We start from the raw sequence: 18167 nt of genomic DNA on the forward strand, positions 1-18167 counted from the left end.
CTAGTGCTCAATCAAAGACAGTATTTCATCGACCATCATGTCGACCTCCTGCACCGCCTCGCGTGCGCCGGCGACGCCGTGCACGGTGCAGCCGATCGCCTGGCATTCCCGGAATGCCGAGCGCGACCCGATCATCGAATTCAAAAGCGGTACGTCGCCGTCGTCGCCAAGGATTTCAATGGCCTGGCGCGCGATCGAGACGCGGCGCTGGACCATATTGGCCATCACGCGGATCAGCAAGGACTCATTCTGGACCTGGGCGTGTTGCGCCAGCGTCTTGGCCGCAACCGCCGCCCACAGATCCGGCGGTGAAGGCACCACCGGAATAATGGCAAGGTCGGAAATCAGCAGCGCGCTCGAGGGCGCTGCCGAATGCACCGCCGGCGGGCAATCCACGACGATGTAGTCATAATCCTGGACGAACTTTCGGACCTCGCGGTGCATGGCGCCGCCCGAGGGCGCCAGGCCGATCACGGAAGCCGGGAACGGCCGCTCGTCGCTGGCCTGCGCCGCCCAGCGGGTGGCGGTGCCTTGCTCGTCCATGTCGACCAGCATCGAGCGCGCGCCCCGCAGGCCGAGCGTGCCAGCAAGGTGCATGCTGACCGTAGTCTTGCCGCAACCGCCTTTCTGGTTAAAGACTGTGATGATTTTGGCTGGCACTGCGACCTCTCTTTCAGCGCTGAAAGCGCGGTTGATTCTTAAGGCGCAACTGTAGCCAAAAGCACGTGATGCTTCAACCGTTTTCCAAATTTACAAAATATATGTTGCCGCCACGGGGCCCACTGGCCGCCATTTGGCAGCCGGAAACCGGCCGGACCGTAAAATTGCTTGAAAAGCAGGACGGAATGTGCCTAAAGTATCTGTAGTGCGCATTACGCCGCACATGACACCGCAATCCAAAGTGGTTATGATGCGCGCTACAGTCGAGTCAAGTCGTGTCAACCTCGTCGGCTTCCGTTCGGTATCTACGAGAACTCAACGTGCTTGAACGGTTGTTTGCGTTGTGTACAAGAACTTGCTTCGAAAAGGAAATTCCTATGGCAACCGGTACGGTCAAGTGGTTCAACGAGACCAAGGGCTTTGGCTTCATTACCCCGGACGACGGTGGTGCAGACCTGTTCGCGCACTTCTCGGAAATCCAGGGCTCGGGCTTCAAGACCCTGAAGGATGGGCAGCGCGTGACGTTTGAAGTCAAGCAAGGCCCGAAGGGCCTGCAGGCTTCGGCAATCAAGCCGGCCTGACCAGCCTCGGCTGATCCCGCCCGTTGCGGCTCCGTCCGCAGCAGGCAAACAAAAAAGGCAAGCGTTCAACGCTTGCCTTTTTTGCATTCAGGGGCCGGACATGGTGCCCGGCCTCAGCTCCGGGGCGCCCGGCCCTGCTGATACCGTCCCGAGAGCACGTGCAACGGCGTGCGCGGATCTCCCCGGGCGGGAAGCTAGCAGATCAGCCCAGCTTGCGCACGCTGGTCCGGGAAGGCTGCAGGATCAGCGCCTTGGACGAATCCGCATCGACCTTGGCACCGGGATACACCACCAGCACATCCTTCAGGGCCTTGCGGAACAGCGCACGGAACTTGCGCTCGCTTTCGGTCTCGGTGCCGAACTGCATCTGCAGCGCCTCCCACGGGATTTCCGTGCGGCGCTGGATCGTGAAGAAGCGGTAGGTCAGCCACGAATACACGTCCAGCGCGAACGGCGACTGTTTCAGCGCCTTGAGCGCGCGCATGTCGACCGGTACGGGGCGGTTGACCAGTTCGTTGAAGAAGGGCTCGGACAGCACCACGAAGCTCTCGAACATGGACCCTTGACCAGGCTGCATGGGGTCCCACCAGGTCGACAGCTGGTCGGCCAGCAGGTAGCCCACCCGATCGATCGACAGTGGCTCGTGGTTGGGATTCTGGTTCTGGCTCGGCGTCGACTTGTTCTGCACGATGGCGATGGTCGCCGAGAACAGGCGAATCATCTGCTGGCGTACCAGCGTCATGGTGCCGCGCTTGCCGCCGGTGGCCATCGGAATGCCGAGGTTGTACATGAACTCGGACAGCGAATTGCCCAGCGAAATGCGCCGGTCCTCTACCGTGCCGGTGAATTCGCCGCGCTTTTTCTTCGCCATGATCTCCTTGCCGATCCAGGCCAGCATCAGTCGCGGATAGGAGCCATAGGGGTAGCCCAGCGAGACGGTCTCGGACACCAGCTTCTGGCGGCCGTTGGCGGCACGCTCGGAGCGTTGCTGCGTGAAGTAGCCAGGCTGGATCATCAGCGAGATATTGCCGCTGGTGCGGGTCCATACCGGCGGCGCGCCCTTGGGCGCGCGGTAGGGCAGCGTTACCTGGACGCTGGCGCGGCTCAGGAAGCCGACTTCACCGCTTTGCCAGGCGTCTTCACGCTCCATGGCCTGCGCTTCGTCGAACAGACGCTGGAATTTCTCGGACGGAACCAGGTTGTTCTCGTTGCCGGGAACAATGATGCGGGAGGGTTCGGCGTCCAGATCGAGGACGCTTCGATCCCCCGTGGTGGCCGGGGAGCGTTTGATGGGCATATTGGCGTGCTTCGGATTACCCGCCTTTGTACTCGAAGCCGCAAAGGTTGTCACGCAGAAACAGGTACGCAAAGCCTTTGCCTTGCTCGCTCTGTTTTTTGCGAGCCGGGGATCTCACGACTGGTCGCATGGTGGCGGACGGTGGGCAACCCGCGAGGGTTGTCCACGGTTCGCCACCCATCCACTACCAGTAAACGATACCGATACGGGTTAACTACTTGTAAACCGTATACGTGAAGTTCAGCGCCTTGATTCGTAAGGGAAAAACCAACCCCGCCGAACCCAATTCTGCGGGCAAACGTACTCGATTCTGCGAAGGGCCGAACCCGTATCTGCGGCAAGCCGAACCTGTATCTGCGGGCGGGGCGAACTGGTTTCTGCGGGGATAACTTGCGGGCTCCACAGCCTTTTCCACAGCGGCCACTCCGCAAACCGTACCCGTTTCTGCGAGCGAGCGCCGGATATACGCGTTTTGCGGGCGTTCCAGGGCGTCTTTCCCGCAGAAGCACCGCCAGAAACCGGTTATCCCCGCAGAAACTGGTTCATTTGCCGGGCTGCTGAACGGCGCTTTGCACGCCAGGCGTACCCGTTTCTGCGTTCCGAGGCCTGAAACCGTACCCGTTTCTGCGCTGGCCTGAAAAGCCGCTGCCGTGCTGCCGCAGCGTACCTGTTTCTGCGGCGTACCCATTTCTGCGTGCCGACTCTCGCACCCTGGTGTGCCACGGAGCGTACCCGTTTCTGCGTACCTCCTTCCGGGCTCTTCCGAGTCATGCGTACCCGTTTCTGCGCAAATCCATGGCGCTGTTCAGACGCAACTGTTACCAAGTTTCCATTCTACATGAGACTTATATAAAAAGCTAGCGCTTACACTCAACGTATACGTGACAAATTCGCGGCGCTGCACGCCGTACCTGTTTCTGCGCAGACAGATCATGGATATCGCAGCGCGGCCGGGTAGCCAGCGGCCTTGCATGTCGGTGGCGTACCCGTTTCTGCGTGGCGTTGAGTGGTGCGCCTGCGCCCGTGGGCGTACCTGTTTCTGCGTGAGGTGCCGGCAGCCTCAGGGCTTCAGATGGTTATTGCATTGCAACATCCGCCGTACCCGTTTCTGCGTCGTCGGTCCGGCCCGGTCTTGTGGATATGTAGGAGGAATGTGGGCCGGAAAATCGCTGGCATCGGCCGAATCGAATTCGAAAAAAATATGGGGCGTACCCATTTCTTCGTGCCATAAGGCGCCTGGAAAGACCACAGCAGCTGCAGGGCGTACCTGTTTCTGCGTGCGCGCTGCCCAGCGCGAGCTGGCCTGCCAGACAGACCGTACCCATTTCTGCGAGGCTCACGGGCCGCGGCTGACCTAGTGCGGCGCAGCAGGGCGTACCTGATTCTGCGTGGAGCGCAAGGCTGGGTGGTGTGCAGGAAAGCGTGCCGTGCGCAAGGCCAGAGGTGCTGGCTGGCGGCGGCATGGCAGGTGGGGGCTGGAGCCGGAGCGCCTGGCGGTCTGCATGACCGGGGAGGCGGGGAACAGAGCGGGGGCCGGGATGTGATGAAGGTGGCGCAGCCAGCACCGCCAATCGCGCTATCCGTGCCTGAAAACAAAAAACCCCGCCATCGGGCGGGGTTCTGCGCTGTTCGGCGCGCACGGGGCGCGCCGGCAGTCAATGCTTACAGCGGGGTGATGTTCGCGGCCTGCAGGCCCTTCGGGCCATTCTTGACTTCGAACTGCACGCGCTGGTTTTCCTGCAGCGACTTGAAGCCGTCGGCGCGGATCTCCGAGAAATGGGCGAAGAGGTCGTCACCACCCGCGTCCGGCTTGATGAAGCCGAAGCCCTTGGCGTCGTTGAACCACTTGACGATACCGGTTTGCATGATTTGCTTTCCAGAAAAAGGACAAAAAACATCGCATGACGAAAACGTCATCCGACACGGGAAACTCAAGGAAAGGACACCATGGACAACCGAAGTACCAGACGGTGGCTAACGAATGAACTGTTGCCTCGTCGCTTGAATCTAGGCGGCTTTATACGGGGGATTGCCGCAAGCGTCAAGCCGGGGACGCCCCGAAGCATCCCCGTGGCGCCGCTGGCTTCAGCGGTTCGCGCTGTGGGATCATCACGCCTTTTGCATATCGCTTATTCGCCTGTGCGTGGCGAAGCGGGGCCGACCTGCACCAGAGTACGCTTGCCGCCCAGCGGGGCGTCGCGGGATGCTTCAGGCCGAAGCCAGCCACCTGCGGCCGCGCCGTTGTTGTCGCCGCGCACAGATAACGATATCAGGAGACCAGTCATGTCGATGCCGGAACCCGCTTCCAAGCCGGGCACGTCAACCACCAATCCGCCGCACGGCAAGCCACAGGCCGCGCCTTCGCTGATCGAGCGCCTGTTCAGGCTGCGCGAACACCAGACCGATGTGCGCACCGAGATCCTCGCCGGCGTCACCACGTTCCTGACGATGGCGTACATCATCTTCGTCAACCCGTCGATCCTGGGCGATGCGGGCATGCCGAAAGACGCGGTGTTCGTCGCCACCTGCCTGGCCGCGGCGATCGGCACGCTGATCATGGGCTTCTACGCGAACTACCCGATCGCGATGGCGCCGGGCATGGGCCTGAACGCGTACTTTGCCTATACGGTGGTGAAGGGCATGGGCTTTGCGTGGGAGGCGGCGCTCGGCGCGGTCTTTATTTCCGGCTGCCTGTTCCTGCTGGTGACGCTGTTCCGCGTGCGCGAGATGATCGTCAACGGCATTCCGCACTCGATCCGGGTGGCGATCACCGCGGGCATCGGCCTGTTCCTGGCGATTGTCGCGCTGAAGAACGCCGGCATCGTCACCGCCAGCCCGGCCACGCTGGTGACCATCGGCGACCTGCACCAGCCTTCGGCGGTGCTGGCGATCATCGGCTTCTTCGTGATCGTGGCGCTGGACCACTTGCGGGTGAAGGGTGCGATCCTGATCGGCATCCTGCTCACCACGCTGCTGAGCTTTGCGTTTGCCGGCAATACCTTCCACGGCGTGTTCTCCGCGCCGCCGTCGCTCAGCCCGACGCTGTTCAAGCTCGATATTTCCGCCGCGCTGTCGATCGGCATCATCAACGTGGTGCTGGTGTTCTTCCTGGTGGAGTTGTTCGACGCCACCGGCACGCTGATGGGCGTCGCCAACCGCGCGGGCCTGCTCAAGGCCGGGAAAATGGACCGGCTGAACAAGGCGTTGATGTCCGACAGCACCGCGATCATGGCGGGCTCGTTCCTCGGTACGTCTTCCACCACGGCGTATATCGAAAGCGCATCCGGCGTGCAGGCGGGCGGGCGCACCGGACTGACGGCGGTGACGGTGGCCGTGCTGTTCCTCGCGGCGTTGTTCATCGCGCCGCTGGCCGGCACGGTGCCGGCCTATGCCACCGCGCCGGCGTTGCTGTATGTGTCCTGCCTGATGTTGCGCGAGCTGCTGGAGATCGACTGGAATGACGTCACCGAAGTCGTGCCCGCGGTGATGACCGCGCTTGGCATGCCGTTCACCTACTCGGTCGCCAACGGCGTTGCGTTCGGCTTTATCAGCTACGCGGCGCTCAAGCTGCTGACCGGCCGCGCACGCAGCGTGCCCGTGATGGTGTGGATCATCGCGGCGGTGTTCATCTTCAAGTTCTACTACCTGCCGGGGCATTGAGCGCGCCAGCCGGCATGGGATGAAGGAAGGGCGGCCTGGGCCGCCCTATTCCATGGTGCGCTGCTGTCATGATATTGCCATCGTGATGCCGGGCGGGAGCCGTGGCGCCGTCCAACACTCGCCGGCCGTACCCGTTTCTGCGTGCCGCGCAAGCGGGTCCACCGGCCGGGCGTACCTGTTTCTGCGTGACCGTCCGCTACACCCCTCGGGCATGCGGCACGGCTTGCGCCACCCGCGGTGACGGTGCTGCCATCACCCGTTCGGGGGTGTCAAAGCGTACCCGTTTCTGCGTAGCATGGATGCAGACATCGACTGCTCGGAATGTGTCCGAAAAGGTGGCGGTGGCAGGCCGGCGGCCAGTGTGCGCGCGGCCTCATACCAAAGTATGAGATTGGCTGTAAGTCACCCACGCGGGGCTGGACAAAGTGGCCTAAATGCACTGAACTATAGACGTGGCAAAGAGGGGCGCGGCAAGGCGCCCCTTCTTGACTCCGGTGCATGCGGCAGGATGCCGGAGCCAACCGAGAGCGCCTGAGCGCCGTTCGCCGGTCGGTGGACATTTCGGTCCAGACCGTCAACAAGGCGGCATAGCCACCATCCGGGAGCGTGCGGGAAACACGCGCGCCACGCAGACAAAAACTAGTTCAAAGACTGACAAGTGGTAACCGCAGACGTGTAGTGCCGGGGGATGTTGTTCAACGGGGATTATCATGACCGCAGGAGAAATCCGGCGACCCGCTATCGGGCCTGTCAGGGAGACTAATAACCGCTCCATCCGAGCCATCCATCATGCCTGGGCTGCCGTGGGGGAAGCCGCAGGCGAAGCACCCAGCAAGCGGACCGTCCATGACGGCGCGACGGCCGAGGTGGCCGCCCTGCTTGCCGACGACAGCGAACTCAGCGACAGCGCACGCGCGGCCGTGGCCAACCTGCTGCGCCGCCATCGCCTGCTCGAAGGCGAACTGACACGCCAGCGCACGCTGTTGCAGGAATGGATCCTGAGCCAACAGACCTACAAGACGCTCTACTACCAATACTCCGGCCAGTCGCAGCAGGCGCCGCGCCTGGAGTTGATGCGTGAAAAGGAGGCTGTGCGGCGGCGTATCCGCGCTCAGCTCCAGGCGGGTGCGGACGATCTTGCCGCGCCCGATGAGCAACTCCGCAGTCTGTCCAGCTCGTGATACCGACGTCGCGCGCGGGTGCGTGCCCGCAGCCAGTTCAGCCCCACCGTCCGCCGCGGCCGCAGGCCGCGACGGCGGACACGGGTGCCCGAACCAAGAACAAGCCTAACGTCCGGGAGATCGTGATGGACCGACTGTGCAAGGCGTCACGCACTGCACAGATCGTGGTCGTGTCGCGTCATGAAGATTTTGGTTTTGACCCGTCTGGCACAGCCGCGGGATGGGAAATCCGCCGGGTCCAGCAGATTCGCGACCTTGAACGCGTGGTGCGGGCCTGCCCACCCATGGCAGGCGTGATCGACCTGCAGTCCGACTACAGCGATGCCGAGTTCGCGCAACTCGAACAGGCACTGCAGTACCTGCACATTACATGGGTGGCCATCACCTCCGATGAAATGCTGGCGCAGGAGCGCGCGCGCCGGCTGATCCGCGACTACTGCGTCGACTACGTGCGCATGCCGTTCTCGATGCCTGAATTGCTCTACACGCTCAAGCATGCGCAGGGCATGGCGTCGCTGCACGGCGCGCGCCCGCAGGAGACCGCCTCGCGCGGCACCATGATCGGCGAGTGCGCGGCGATGCGGGCGATGTTCCGCTCGCTGGCCAAGGTGGCGCACAACGAAGCACCGGTGTTCATTTCCGGAGAGTCCGGCACCGGCAAGGAACTCGCCGCGCAGGCGATCCACGATGCCTCGAGCCGGCGCAAGGGACCGTTTATCGCCATCAACTGCGGTGCGATTCCCTCGCACCTGGTGCAGTCCGAGCTGTTCGGGTATGAGAAGGGCGCGTTCACCGGCGCCAACCAGCGCAAGATCGGCTGGATCGAGCAGGCGCAGGGCGGCACGCTGTTCCTGGACGAGATCGGCGATCTGCCGCTGGAAAGCCAGGTGGCGCTGCTGCGTTTCCTGCAGCAGGGCATGATCACCCGCCTGGGCGGGCACCAGTCGATCCCGCTGAACCTGCGCATCATCTCGGCCACGCACGTGGACCTGGTGGCGGCACAGGCCGACGGGCGCTTCCGTTCCGACCTGTTCCACCGGCTGTGCGTGCTGACGCTGACCATCCCGGCGCTGCGCGAGCGCGGCGAGGACATCCTGCAGCTGGCCAACGCGGTGCTGGCCGAGCACGGGCACGAGGCGCACCGGCGCATTCGCGGGTTCTCGGCCTGCGCAACGCAGGCAATGATGCAGTACGCATGGCCGGGCAACGTGCGCGAACTGATCAACCGCGTGCGCCGCGCCATCGTGATGACCGACAACCGCAAGATCACCGCCGAAGACCTGCAGCTGCACGGCGGGGCGGAGCTGCCGCGCAAGACCCTCGACGCGATCCGCGAAGAAGCCGAGCGCGAGGCCATCCGCACCGTGATGGCCAGCCACGGCTTTCACGTGGTGCCGGCCGCGCGCGAACTCAATGTCTCGCGCGTGACGCTGTACCGGCTCATGCACAAGCACAACATCCGCGTGGAGAGCCAGGCGACGGCGGGCGAGTAAGCGGCAAGCCGGCGCAGGTTGCCGGAGGCCGGACGCAATCCCAGGCGCCGCAGGAAAGGGGAACAGGCGACGTCCGCTCGCCGGCTCCGCCTTTCCTCGTGCCCGTCGGCACGTCAGCGCACCACCGCAAGGGGCTGCCTGGCCCCGGACTCGCCGCTGGCCGCATCCAGCGGCTCGGCGGCAAGGTTCATGCTGAGCTTGCCGCGCGGCTGGCGCGGCGGCCCGTTCTCGTCATGCTGGCGCCACGGCACGATCGCGCCGCGCTCCGGCTTGTCGCGCGCTTGCCGCCCTGGCGTTGGCGCGGCGGCACCGGACGGCGTGTCCGGCGATAGCTGCAGTTCCCCCCAGGCCCAGCCAAAGCCGCGCACATAAACATCATTGCTGACCGCCGCGTGGCTGTCGGCGCTGGCCGCTTCGGGGCGGTCGAACCAGGCGTAGCTTGCCGCCGCGGCGCTGGTTGAGAACACCGCCAGCACCGTGGCGGCAAGCATTCCGGCTGTCATGGCGGGTGCCTCCCTGTGGAAAAAACGGTGCCCGCCGGGGGACGGAGCACCAAATCCGCGCGGGCACGCTGGCTCGCGTACCCGCCATCATTCCGTTCGCGGCGCCAGCCTGCCGCGACATCCTGCGTTGCCGATGCTGCCTGCGGTCACGCGCGCCGCTTGCCCGCGTGGCGCCGGAAGGCAGCCCTGGCAACTCCGTGCCTGGCCGTCGCTGCGCAGCCAGCGCCTTGCGCGGCCGGCGTGGCGGGCGGCGTGCGCGCCCGCGGATGGGGCAGCAGTGGCGACGACAGCAGGTCCACCACCGACGGCGGCGGACCCGCGAGCCGGTAGGAGCGCCGGCGCGCCGTCATGCGTGATGGCGGATGACGCATGTCTGGGTTTTCTCCTGCATGCAATGGCTGATTCCATGGGCACGGGCCCATGTGCCCCTGCCCAGCCTGAGCGACAAGTGTGCCAAGGGCCGCAAAGGCTTATGCCACGCGGGTTTGCGGTATGCGGGGCGAGTGCGGGCAGGCCCCGGAGCGCGGTGGCAGACCAATCGGTTTCGCCGCTGCAACGCGCCATGCGCGCGGCGGCGCGCGTGGTGGCCGCGCTGGTGCGGTGCCGGGTGCACGTTGCGTACGCGGGGTGCGGGATAACGCGCTGCGCTACGCTCGCAGGCGCGCACTTGCAACGCGTTGCACGCCTGAAACCGGCGTTGCAGCGGAAGCGGCCCGGCAACATCTGCACCGGCCGCCGATACGTCACGCAGAAACGGGTACGCCCCGGTCAGTGCCTGCCTGCAGTGCCGTCAGCGTGGTTGCCCCGATGCCGGCTTGGCTGGTGTGTCGGCGGGATTGAGCGTGGCGGGTGCGCCCGGGGTGGCGCTGGCCGCCGTGCCGGAAATGGGCTTGGGGCCCGGCTGGCTGCGTTCGCAGCCGACGCAGCCCAGCATGCCGATGATCAGTAGCACGGCCGCAGGGCGCGTGCGGAGGTTGCAGGTCACGGTGCCTCCTTGCGCCGGCGCGCAGGCACGGGTTGCGCCGGCAGGTGTGCCTGGTCCTACTGTAGCAGGTTGCCTCCGTGCGCCGGCTTGGGGCAGCGCGCAATGCGCAGTATGATGAACGCACGGGCCTTCGCCGCACAGACCGCGCCGCGAAGGCATGCGCAACGCACACGCGATCCGCCTGGCGCATCGCGCCAGCACCTGGCCGTGACCGACAATACCGAACACCAGTCCTCTTCCGCCGGCAGCGCGGCGTCACAGCACCGCAGGCATCGCCCGCACTGGCTGCCGGACCGCCATACCGGCGCACGCACCCTGCGCGTGGTCGCCGCCGCCATCAACTCCTGGTTCGCGCATCGGGCGGCCAGCAAAGGGGCGGCGCTCTCCTTCTACATGCTGTTCTCGCTGGCGCCCATCCTGGTGCTGGTGATTTCGATCGCCGGCCTGTTCTTCGGCGCCGAGGCCGCACGCGGCGAGATTTTCTCGCAGCTTGAAGGCCTGGTGGGCGAGCAGGGCGCCACGGCCATCCAGGAAATCCTGGCGGCCACGCACCGCGCCGGCGGCAGCGGCATGGCGGCGCTGGTGGCGACGGGCATCCTGTTCGTGGGCGCCACGAGTGCCTTTGCCGAGCTCAAGAGCAGCCTGGACGATATCTGGCATGTGCCGGTGCCCGAGACCGCGGGCTGGCAGCAATTGCTGCGCACGCGCCTGCTGTCGTTCAGCCTGGTGCTGGTGCTGGCCTTCATGCTGCTGGTGTCTCTGATCGTCAATGCGGCGCTGGCCGTGGTTGAGCGCCTGTGGGGCCAGTTGTGGACGCAATCGTGGTTCGCGCCGGTGGCCGATGTGATTTCCACAGCCTTTTCCTTTGCCGTAGTGACGGCGCTGTTCGCGGTGATCTTCAAGATGCTGCCCAACGCGCGCATTGCCTGGCGCGACGTCACCATGGGCGCGGTCATCACCGCCTTGCTGTTCTCGATTGGCAAGCGGCTGATCGGCCTGTACCTGGGCAACAGCGCCGTGGCCTCGTCATACGGTGCCGCGGGCTCGGTGGTGGCGTTGATGCTATGGGTGTATTACTCGGCACAGATCTTCTTTTTCGGCGCGGAACTGACGCGCCAGTACGCGCTGCAGTTCGGCAGCCTGCGTGGCAAGCCGGCAGAGAAGCTGGCGGAATAACTTGCCGAACCTGGGCGCCACAAACCCGGAGCGGTGCCCAAAACCGGTAAAATAGCGCCCCATTCCCTTCGCGTGCCCGCAGAGCCCGGCCCCGCCATCGCCCGCGGGCGCTGCTGGCCCTGGCCCGGCCGCCCGCCGGGCCATCCAATATTTCCCAGTCAAACTCCGCTGCCGTGAGCTCGCTCGTTTCTGAAATTGCGCGTCGACGCACCTTTGCCATCATCTCCCACCCCGATGCGGGCAAGACCACCCTGACCGAAAAGCTGCTGTGGTTCGGCGGCGCCATCCAGGTCGCGGGCGAAGTGCGCGCGCGCAAGGCCGACCGCCACGCCACCTCGGACTGGATGGAGCTGGAAAAGCAGCGCGGCATCTCGGTGACCTCGTCGGTGATGCAGTTCCCCTACCGCCGGGAGACCGCCGATGGCAAGGCGCAGGAGAACATCGTCAACCTGCTCGACACCCCGGGCCACGAGGACTTCTCTGAAGACACCTACCGCACGCTGACCGCGGTGGACTCCGCGGTGATGGTGATCGACTCGGTCAACGGCGTGGAAGCGCAGACCATCAAGCTGCTCAACGTCTGCCGCCTGCGCGACACGCCCATCCTCACCTTCATCAACAAGCTCGACCGGGAAGGCCGTTCGCCGATCGAGCTGCTCGACGAGATCGAGGAGGTGCTGCAGATCCAGTGCGCGCCGATGACCTGGCCGATCGGCATGGGCAAGGCCTTCCGCGGCGTGTACCACCTGATCGACGACAAGGTGCAGCTGTTCGATCCGCACGGCGAGAAGGGCACGGCCGCGATCCTCGACGGGCTGGATAACCCGGAGCTGGACCGCATCCTGGGCAGCCAGGCTGAAGAGCTGCGCATCGAGATCGAGCTGGTGCGCGGTGCCTCGCACACCTTCGACAAGGATGCGTTCCTCAACGGCAAGCAGACCCCGGTCTACTTTGGTTCGGCCATCAACAACTTCGGCGTGCAGTCGCTGCTGGATGCGCTGTGCGAGCTGTCGCCGCCGCCGCTGGCGCGCAACACGGATTCGCGCCTGGTTGAGCCGCAGGAGCCCAAGTTCACCGGCTTCGTCTTCAAGATCCAGGCCAATATGGACCCGCGCCACCGCGACCGCATCGCCTTCGTGCGCGTGTGCTCGGGCCGCTTCGAGCGCGGCATGAAGCTGCTGCACGTGTCCGCCGGCAAGACCGTGGCGATCAACAACGCCATCACCTTCATGGCGCAGGACCGCAACACCACCGAAGAAGCCTATGCCGGCGACATCATCGGTGTGCCCAACCACGGCACCATCCGCCTGGGCGATGTCTTCACCGAGGGCGAGCCGCTCAAGTTCACCGGCATCCCGTCGTTCGCGCCGGAATTTTTCCGCCGCGCGCGCCTGAACAACCCGCTCAAAGTCAAGCAGCTGCAGAAGGGGTTGCAGCAGCTGGCCGAGGAGGGCGCCACGCAGATGTTCCGCCCGCTCGCCTCCAACGACCTGGTGTTGGGCGCGGTCGGTATCCTGCAGTTCGACGTGGTCGCGCACCGGCTCGAGCATGAGTACGGCGTCGATGCCATTTTCGAATCGCATGAATGCGCGACCGCGCGCTGGCTCAAGGGCGCGCCCGCGGAGATCGAGAAGCTGATCGCCAAGGCAGGGCATAACGTGGCGCTCGATGGCGCGGGCGACCATGTCTATCTGGCGCCGAGCATGGTGAACCTGCGGCTGACCCAGGAGCGGTTCCCGGAGCTGCAGTTCATGGAGACGCGCGAGATCGTTTGATCGCGTACTAAAGCTGCAAAAACAAAACGGCTCGCAGTTTGAACTGACCCCGTAAAGTTGGACGGGTAAGTTAGGCCGCCAAGGGCTGAGTCCTGTATTGCACGGGGCTCAGCCCTTTTAGTTTGAGCTTGATGCGGTCGTGATTGTAGTACCGGATGTATTCGGCTATGCCTTTGCGCAGTTGGTCGAGATCGGCGAAACGCTCAAGCCGGAAGCACTCTGACTTGAGCGTGCCGAAGAAGCTCTCCATGGCCGCGTTGTCCAGGCAATTGCCCTTGCGAGACATGCTCTGATGCAAGCCTCGTGCGGCCAGTTTGTGGCGATACGCCGCCATTTGGTACGCCCAGCCCTGATCCGAGTGCAGCAAAGGGGATTCCCCCGGCCGCAGTCTTTGCAATGCCTTGTCGAGCATCTCCTGGATCAGTGCGAAGTCAGGTCGTTCGCTGGTTTGCCAAGCGATGATCTCCCCGTTGTATCCCATGCTTCTGACTCAGTGCCCGGATCCCAATCCCCCCAGACAAATACTCCTGAACTACCTTGCGCTTGAATGCCTCGTCGTACTTCGTCATGAAAAACACCCCAAAGATTGGATGGGGTGCAGTTCAGTTGCGACCGTTTTGCTACCTGAGGGGAGCACCCCCCTGATTTCGCCTCAATACGCCAACGACGCCTGGATATAGAACGTCCGCGGCATCCCCACATACTTGCCCGCATTGTTGTCGGTCGAGCGCGTGAAATAGCGCTTATCGAACACGTTCTTCACCCCAACCGCCACCTTCAGATTCTGCGCCGACTTGCCGAAGTCATAGCCCAGCCGCATGTTCAGCAGCGCATAACCCGGGATATCGCCCAGCGCACCGTTTGCGCTTTCCGCCGTCTGGTAGTTGGTCGACGTGCTCGGATCGCCCGGCGAACGCTGCTTTGACTGCGCGAAGCCATCGACATTGAGCGCCCAGCGGTTGCGCGCATAACGCATGCCTACGGTGGCCACGTGGCGCGAATAGAACGGCAGGTCGCGCCCGGCGAAGTTGCCCTGGTTGTAGGTGGCTTCGGTGAAGGTGTAGGTCGCGTATGCCGACAGGCCGGCCAGCGACTTGTCGAGCGCGCCGAAGTCATAGCGCAGCGACGATTCCACGCCACGGTGGGTGGTAGCGCCGAGGTTGGTCCACGCATCCGGCGCGCCGCCGGTGCCGCCGCGCAGCTGCAGCTCGTCGTCGAAGTCGATATTGAACAGCGTCAGCTCGCCGCCCCAGCCGTTGGCGTTGAAGTGCGTGCCGACCTCATACGTCTTGGCCTTCTCGGGCGTCAGGCCGTTGGTGGTCTGCGCGATCTGGAAGTACTGCAGCGGGCCGAACGAGACGCCGGCATTGGCGAACAGCTTCCACTGGTCGCTGACGTGGTACATCACCGCCAGCGATGGCAGCGGCTCGTTGGACGAGACGTCGTTGCGAGCGCCGGTGAAGTTGTCGGTCACGTACGATCGGATGAACTCATAGCGCAGGCCCGGCGTGATGGTCCAGCTGCCGACGTTGATGGTGTCGTCAATGTAGACCGCATTGGCGGTGGTGCCGCCCGTGCGCGACTGGTACACCGGCGAACGCAGCGTGGTCGGGTCGATGGTGCCCGGGGTGTAGAACACCGTGCGCGATGCCTTCTCGTCGCTGGCTTCGCGCAGGAAGCGGTAGCCGACGCTGACCTCGTGGCTCATGCTCTCGCCGCGGAACAGCTGCGAGTAGCGCGGCTCGATCGCGAACGTGTGGTAGTTGCGCGGGGCCGCGGTCAGGCGGCGCAGGTTGGCCTGCGTGCCGGTGCCTTGCTGCTCGATGTTGCTGCCGCGGAAGCTGTCGGTGTAGTACGTCAGCACCTCGAACTTGCGGTTATTGTCGTTGTGGCTGTACTTCAGGCTGAAGTCGCTGCGGCGGCCGTCGAAATTGTCGTAGGGTCGCACCGACTGGAACGGGTCGGCCGCATACTGGGCCGAAGTCAGGCCGCCGGGCATGCCGGCCCTGCCCTCGTAGTAGTGGAAGGCCGCGCTCAGTTCATCGGTCTTCGAGATCCGGTACGCGCCCTTGAGCATCAGGTCGTCGATATTGACGTGGTCGTTGCTCTCGCGATAGCCGTTGCCATGGATGCCCGAGTACAGCAGCGCGCCGCCCAGGCCGTTGTCGTTGGTGCCGCCGATGAATGCGGTCGGGTTGGTCTTGACGCTGCCGCCGTGGCTGTAGATGTCGGTCGACACCGACGCATCCGCCGCGAAGGTCTTCGGTATCGGGCGCGTCACGAAGTTGATGATGCCGCCCACGTTCTGCGGGCCGTAGCGCACCGAGCCGGCGCCGCGCACCACATCGATGGTTTCCAGGTTGCCCAGCGACAGCGGCGCCATCGACAGCTGCGGCTGGCCGTAGGGCGCCACTGCCAGCGGCACGCCGTCCATCAGGATGGTCGAGCGCGGCGACAGGCGCGAGGTCAGCCCGCGCACGCCCACGTTGAGCGAGACATCGCTGCCGCCGGTGCCGTTGTTCTCCTGCACCTGCACGCCGGGGATGCGGCGCAGCACCTCGCGCACATTGTTGGCGCCGGCTTCCTGGAAGGTCTCGCGGTCGACGATGGTACGCGCGCCGGGATGCTCCAGCACCTTGGCCTCGTTGGCGTTTTCCAGCCAGTTGCCGACCACGGTGACGGTGTTCAGCGTGGCTTCGGGGTTGGCGGCGGGTGTTGCAGCTGGGGCAGGATCAGCGGCGTGGGCGGGCAGGGCGGCAAGCTGGGCGAACAGCAGGGCGGCGCCGATGGCACCCCCGGAAAGGCGGAAAGCGGGCTGCAAGATGAGATTCCTGAAAAGCAGCGCGTTCCGCAAGCCAGAGAGGGACGTCGTGGGCGGCCGCGCCAATGGGCCGCGATTATAAATGCGAGTGATTCTCAGAAGCGAGACGGCCAGCACCCGGCGCCGGTGCATTGTGGTTTCTGTGCATCAATGTGCAGACATTCGGACACCATAAAGAGGTGAATTGCCGACATTTCCCTGAACCCGTGTGCGCGTGTGGGCATCTGTATGCAGGTATTCAGCAGGCGCTTTAGAATCTTGCCTTTGTGCACTGCAAAGCCTGGCGTGGCGTCCTCAACGGCACGGCGGCGCTGGGCGGTGCACAGCAATCTTCGCCTCCCTCCTGCATTCATGTCCTCCCCTGCCACCGTCCCGGCCGCCGCGCCGGACAGCGTCTTCGGCGACGCCGTTTTCCGCCGTTACTGGTTCGCACGCCTGTACACCACGATTGGCTACCAGATCTTTACGGTGGCGGTAGGCTGGCAGATGTATGACCTGACCCGCGACCCGCTGATGCTCGGCATGGTCGGGCTGGTGCAGTTCCTGCCGTCGGTGGTGCTGATCCTGATGTCAGGGCACGTGGCCGACCGCTTCGACCGGCGCCGCATCGTGCGCACCTGCCAGGCGATCGAGGCGCTGCTGGCCGCCGGCATGGCTGTGGCCAGCCTGAGCGGCTGGATCGACAGCCATCACATCTTTGTCTTTGTCGCGCTGATCGGCGCCACGCGCGCGTTCGAGACCCCCACGCTGCAGGCGCTGCTGCCCAGCGTGGTGACACCGCGCCAGTTGCCGCGCGCGGTGGCGCTGGCCAGTTCCGCCGGGCAGGCCGCCATCATCATCGGCCCGGCCATTGGTGGCTTTGCCTACGTGGCCGGGCCGGGCGTGGTCTATGGGCTGAGTGCCACGCTCTTTGCCATTGCCGCCGTGCTGGTCAGCGGCATCACGCTGCGCCAGGCCGCGCAGCGCCTGACCGCGCCGGTCAGCGTGCGCACGGTGTTTGCGGGGTTTGCCTATATCCGCAGCCGCCCGGTGCTGCTGGGCGCGATTTCGCTGGACCTGTTCGCGGTGCTGCTGGGCGGCGCCGTGGCGCTGCTTCCGATCTACGCGCGCGACATCCTGCACACCGGGCCGTGGGGCCTGGGGCTGCTGCGTTCGTCGCCTGCAGTCGGCGCACTGGTGATGGCGCTGTGGCTGGCGCGCCATCCGCTGAACCGGCGCGCCGGGCGCATCATGTTCGGCGCGGTGGCGCTGTTCGGGGTGGCTACCGTGGTGTTCGGCGTGTCGACCTGGCTGCCGTTGTCGATGGTGGCGCTGGTGGTGCTGGGCGCCTCGGACATGATCAGCGTGGTGGTGCGCTCCACGCTGGTCCAGCTCGACACCCCGGACGACATGCGCGGGCGCGTGGGCGCCGTCAATTCGGTGTTTATCGGCGCCTCGAACCAGCTGGGCGAGTTCGAGTCCGGCGTCACCGCGGCATTGCTGGGCCCGGTGGGCGCGGTGATCCTGGGCGGCGTCGGCACGCTGCTGGTGGTGGCGCTGTGGATGCGGTTCTTCCCTGCGCTGGCCGCGCGCGACCGGCTGCACGATCATCCGGCCTGACCCATTGCCGGGGCAGGGCAGGGAGCGTACCCGTTTCTGCGTCCCTGTCGATGCCCGGATGGCGCTATCGCCGACCCCTATTCGCCAACTTTCGTCGCTGAAAGTTGTGCCGCACAGCTGGCCCGCCGCGCCGTGCCTGGCCTGGCTGCCCCTGGTTCCTCCCTCGCTCGGATTTTTCTGATCCGCCGCCAGCCCTGATTGCACAAGGGCTGGCGCGCCTGCACGCAACCGCGTGACGCAATCGCCGGAAACCAAATCCCGCCTTGCTTGTCCCCTTCACTGTATTGCCGTGCCGGCATTGTCGGTGATCCTCTGACATCGCGCTGGCAACGTACGGAAATCTGTCAAGCGGGAAGTTTCCCGCCAGGCGCCTGGGGGCGATCTGGCAGCCCGCTGCCGCACGCAGAAACGGGTACGCAGCACCGCCTGTCTCCTC

14 protein-coding genes and 1 pseudogene are annotated in these 18167 nt (G+C 64.9%); 7 read left to right on the forward strand and 8 right to left on the reverse strand.

Translation table 11 applies throughout. The features are described 5' to 3' along the window. Complete coding sequence (locus tag AC3WVS_RS15590; RefSeq protein ID WP_010811147.1) at window positions 1–660, reverse strand: AAA family ATPase; 660 nt, start codon at window positions 658–660, stop codon at window positions 1–3. A 377-nt stretch (window positions 661–1037) separates the two neighbouring features. On the opposite strand from AC3WVS_RS15590, the gene AC3WVS_RS15595 reads away from it, so the two are divergent. Further along, complete coding sequence (locus AC3WVS_RS15595; protein ID WP_006159056.1) at window positions 1038–1241, forward strand: cold-shock protein; 204 nt, start codon at window positions 1038–1040, stop codon at window positions 1239–1241. A gap of 202 nt (window positions 1242–1443) precedes the next feature. Here the strand turns inward: AC3WVS_RS15595 and AC3WVS_RS15600 are convergent, their stop codons facing one another. Then, entirely contained in the window at window positions 1444–2538 is a 1095-nt protein-coding gene (locus tag AC3WVS_RS15600; RefSeq protein WP_010811148.1) for a replication protein RepA, read from the reverse strand. 1662 nt (window positions 2539–4200) lie between these two features. Beyond that, window positions 4201–4404: a cold-shock protein gene (locus AC3WVS_RS15605; RefSeq protein WP_010811149.1), complete on the reverse strand. Its 204-nt coding sequence runs from the start codon at window positions 4402–4404 to the stop codon at window positions 4201–4203. 417 nt (window positions 4405–4821) lie between these two features. Here AC3WVS_RS15605 and AC3WVS_RS15610 point away from each other — a divergent pair, with 417 nt between their 5' ends. The 3 genes from AC3WVS_RS15610 to AC3WVS_RS15620 all read left to right on the forward strand — a co-directional run bounded on the left by AC3WVS_RS15610 (window position 4822) and on the right by AC3WVS_RS15620 (window position 8872). Further along, entirely contained in the window at window positions 4822–6198 is a 1377-nt protein-coding gene (locus AC3WVS_RS15610) for an NCS2 family permease (protein WP_492319378.1), read from the forward strand. Window positions 6199–6908: 710 nt separating this feature from the next. Further along, on the forward strand, window positions 6909–7379 hold the full coding sequence (locus AC3WVS_RS15615; RefSeq protein ID WP_492319379.1) for a hypothetical protein: 471 nt from the start codon (window positions 6909–6911) through the stop codon (window positions 7377–7379). Between the two features lie 125 nt (window positions 7380–7504). Further along, window positions 7505–8872 (forward strand): sigma-54 dependent transcriptional regulator, encoded by a 1368-nt coding sequence (locus tag AC3WVS_RS15620; RefSeq protein ID WP_492319380.1) that lies wholly within the window; start codon window positions 7505–7507, stop codon window positions 8870–8872. 113 nt (window positions 8873–8985) lie between these two features. Here the strand turns inward: AC3WVS_RS15620 and AC3WVS_RS15625 are convergent, their stop codons facing one another. The 3 genes from AC3WVS_RS15625 to AC3WVS_RS15635 all read right to left on the reverse strand — a co-directional run bounded on the left by AC3WVS_RS15625 (window position 8986) and on the right by AC3WVS_RS15635 (window position 10360). Continuing rightward, complete coding sequence (locus tag AC3WVS_RS15625) at window positions 8986–9375, reverse strand: hypothetical protein (RefSeq protein WP_492319381.1); 390 nt, start codon at window positions 9373–9375, stop codon at window positions 8986–8988. Window positions 9376–9521: 146 nt separating this feature from the next. Continuing rightward, complete coding sequence (locus AC3WVS_RS15630) at window positions 9522–9746, reverse strand: hypothetical protein (protein ID WP_231881471.1); 225 nt, start codon at window positions 9744–9746, stop codon at window positions 9522–9524. Between the two features lie 419 nt (window positions 9747–10165). Continuing rightward, the gene (locus tag AC3WVS_RS15635; protein WP_492319382.1) at window positions 10166–10360 is read right to left on the reverse strand and encodes a hypothetical protein; all 195 of its coding nucleotides are present in this window, start codon (window positions 10358–10360) and stop codon (window positions 10166–10168) included. Window positions 10361–10462: 102 nt separating this feature from the next. Here AC3WVS_RS15635 and AC3WVS_RS15640 point away from each other — a divergent pair, with 102 nt between their 5' ends. Both AC3WVS_RS15640 and AC3WVS_RS15645 read left to right on the forward strand, forming a co-directional pair. After that, window positions 10463–11536 carry a YihY/virulence factor BrkB family protein gene (locus AC3WVS_RS15640; protein ID WP_492319383.1) on the forward strand — a complete coding sequence of 358 codons (1074 nt, stop codon included), beginning with the start codon at window positions 10463–10465 and terminating at the stop codon, window positions 11534–11536. A gap of 173 nt (window positions 11537–11709) precedes the next feature. Further along, window positions 11710–13311, forward strand: coding sequence for a peptide chain release factor 3 (locus AC3WVS_RS15645; protein WP_492319384.1), 1602 nt, complete (start codon window positions 11710–11712; stop codon window positions 13309–13311). Window positions 13312–13381: 70 nt separating this feature from the next. Here AC3WVS_RS15645 and AC3WVS_RS15650 read toward each other — a convergent pair. Then, window positions 13382–13786 (reverse strand): annotated as a pseudogene (locus AC3WVS_RS15650) (IS3 family transposase); the annotation flags it as partial. Between the two features lie 177 nt (window positions 13787–13963). Beyond that, on the reverse strand, window positions 13964–16132 hold the full coding sequence (locus AC3WVS_RS15655) for a TonB-dependent receptor family protein (RefSeq protein ID WP_492319385.1): 2169 nt from the start codon (window positions 16130–16132) through the stop codon (window positions 13964–13966). A 351-nt stretch (window positions 16133–16483) separates the two neighbouring features. Here AC3WVS_RS15655 and AC3WVS_RS15660 point away from each other — a divergent pair, with 351 nt between their 5' ends. Next, window positions 16484–17731: an MFS transporter gene (locus tag AC3WVS_RS15660; RefSeq protein WP_492319386.1), complete on the forward strand. Its 1248-nt coding sequence runs from the start codon at window positions 16484–16486 to the stop codon at window positions 17729–17731. Window positions 17732–18167 lie beyond the last annotated feature (436 nt).

Source organism: Cupriavidus sp. CPT47-8839-RL05A, from assembly GCF_058792255.1.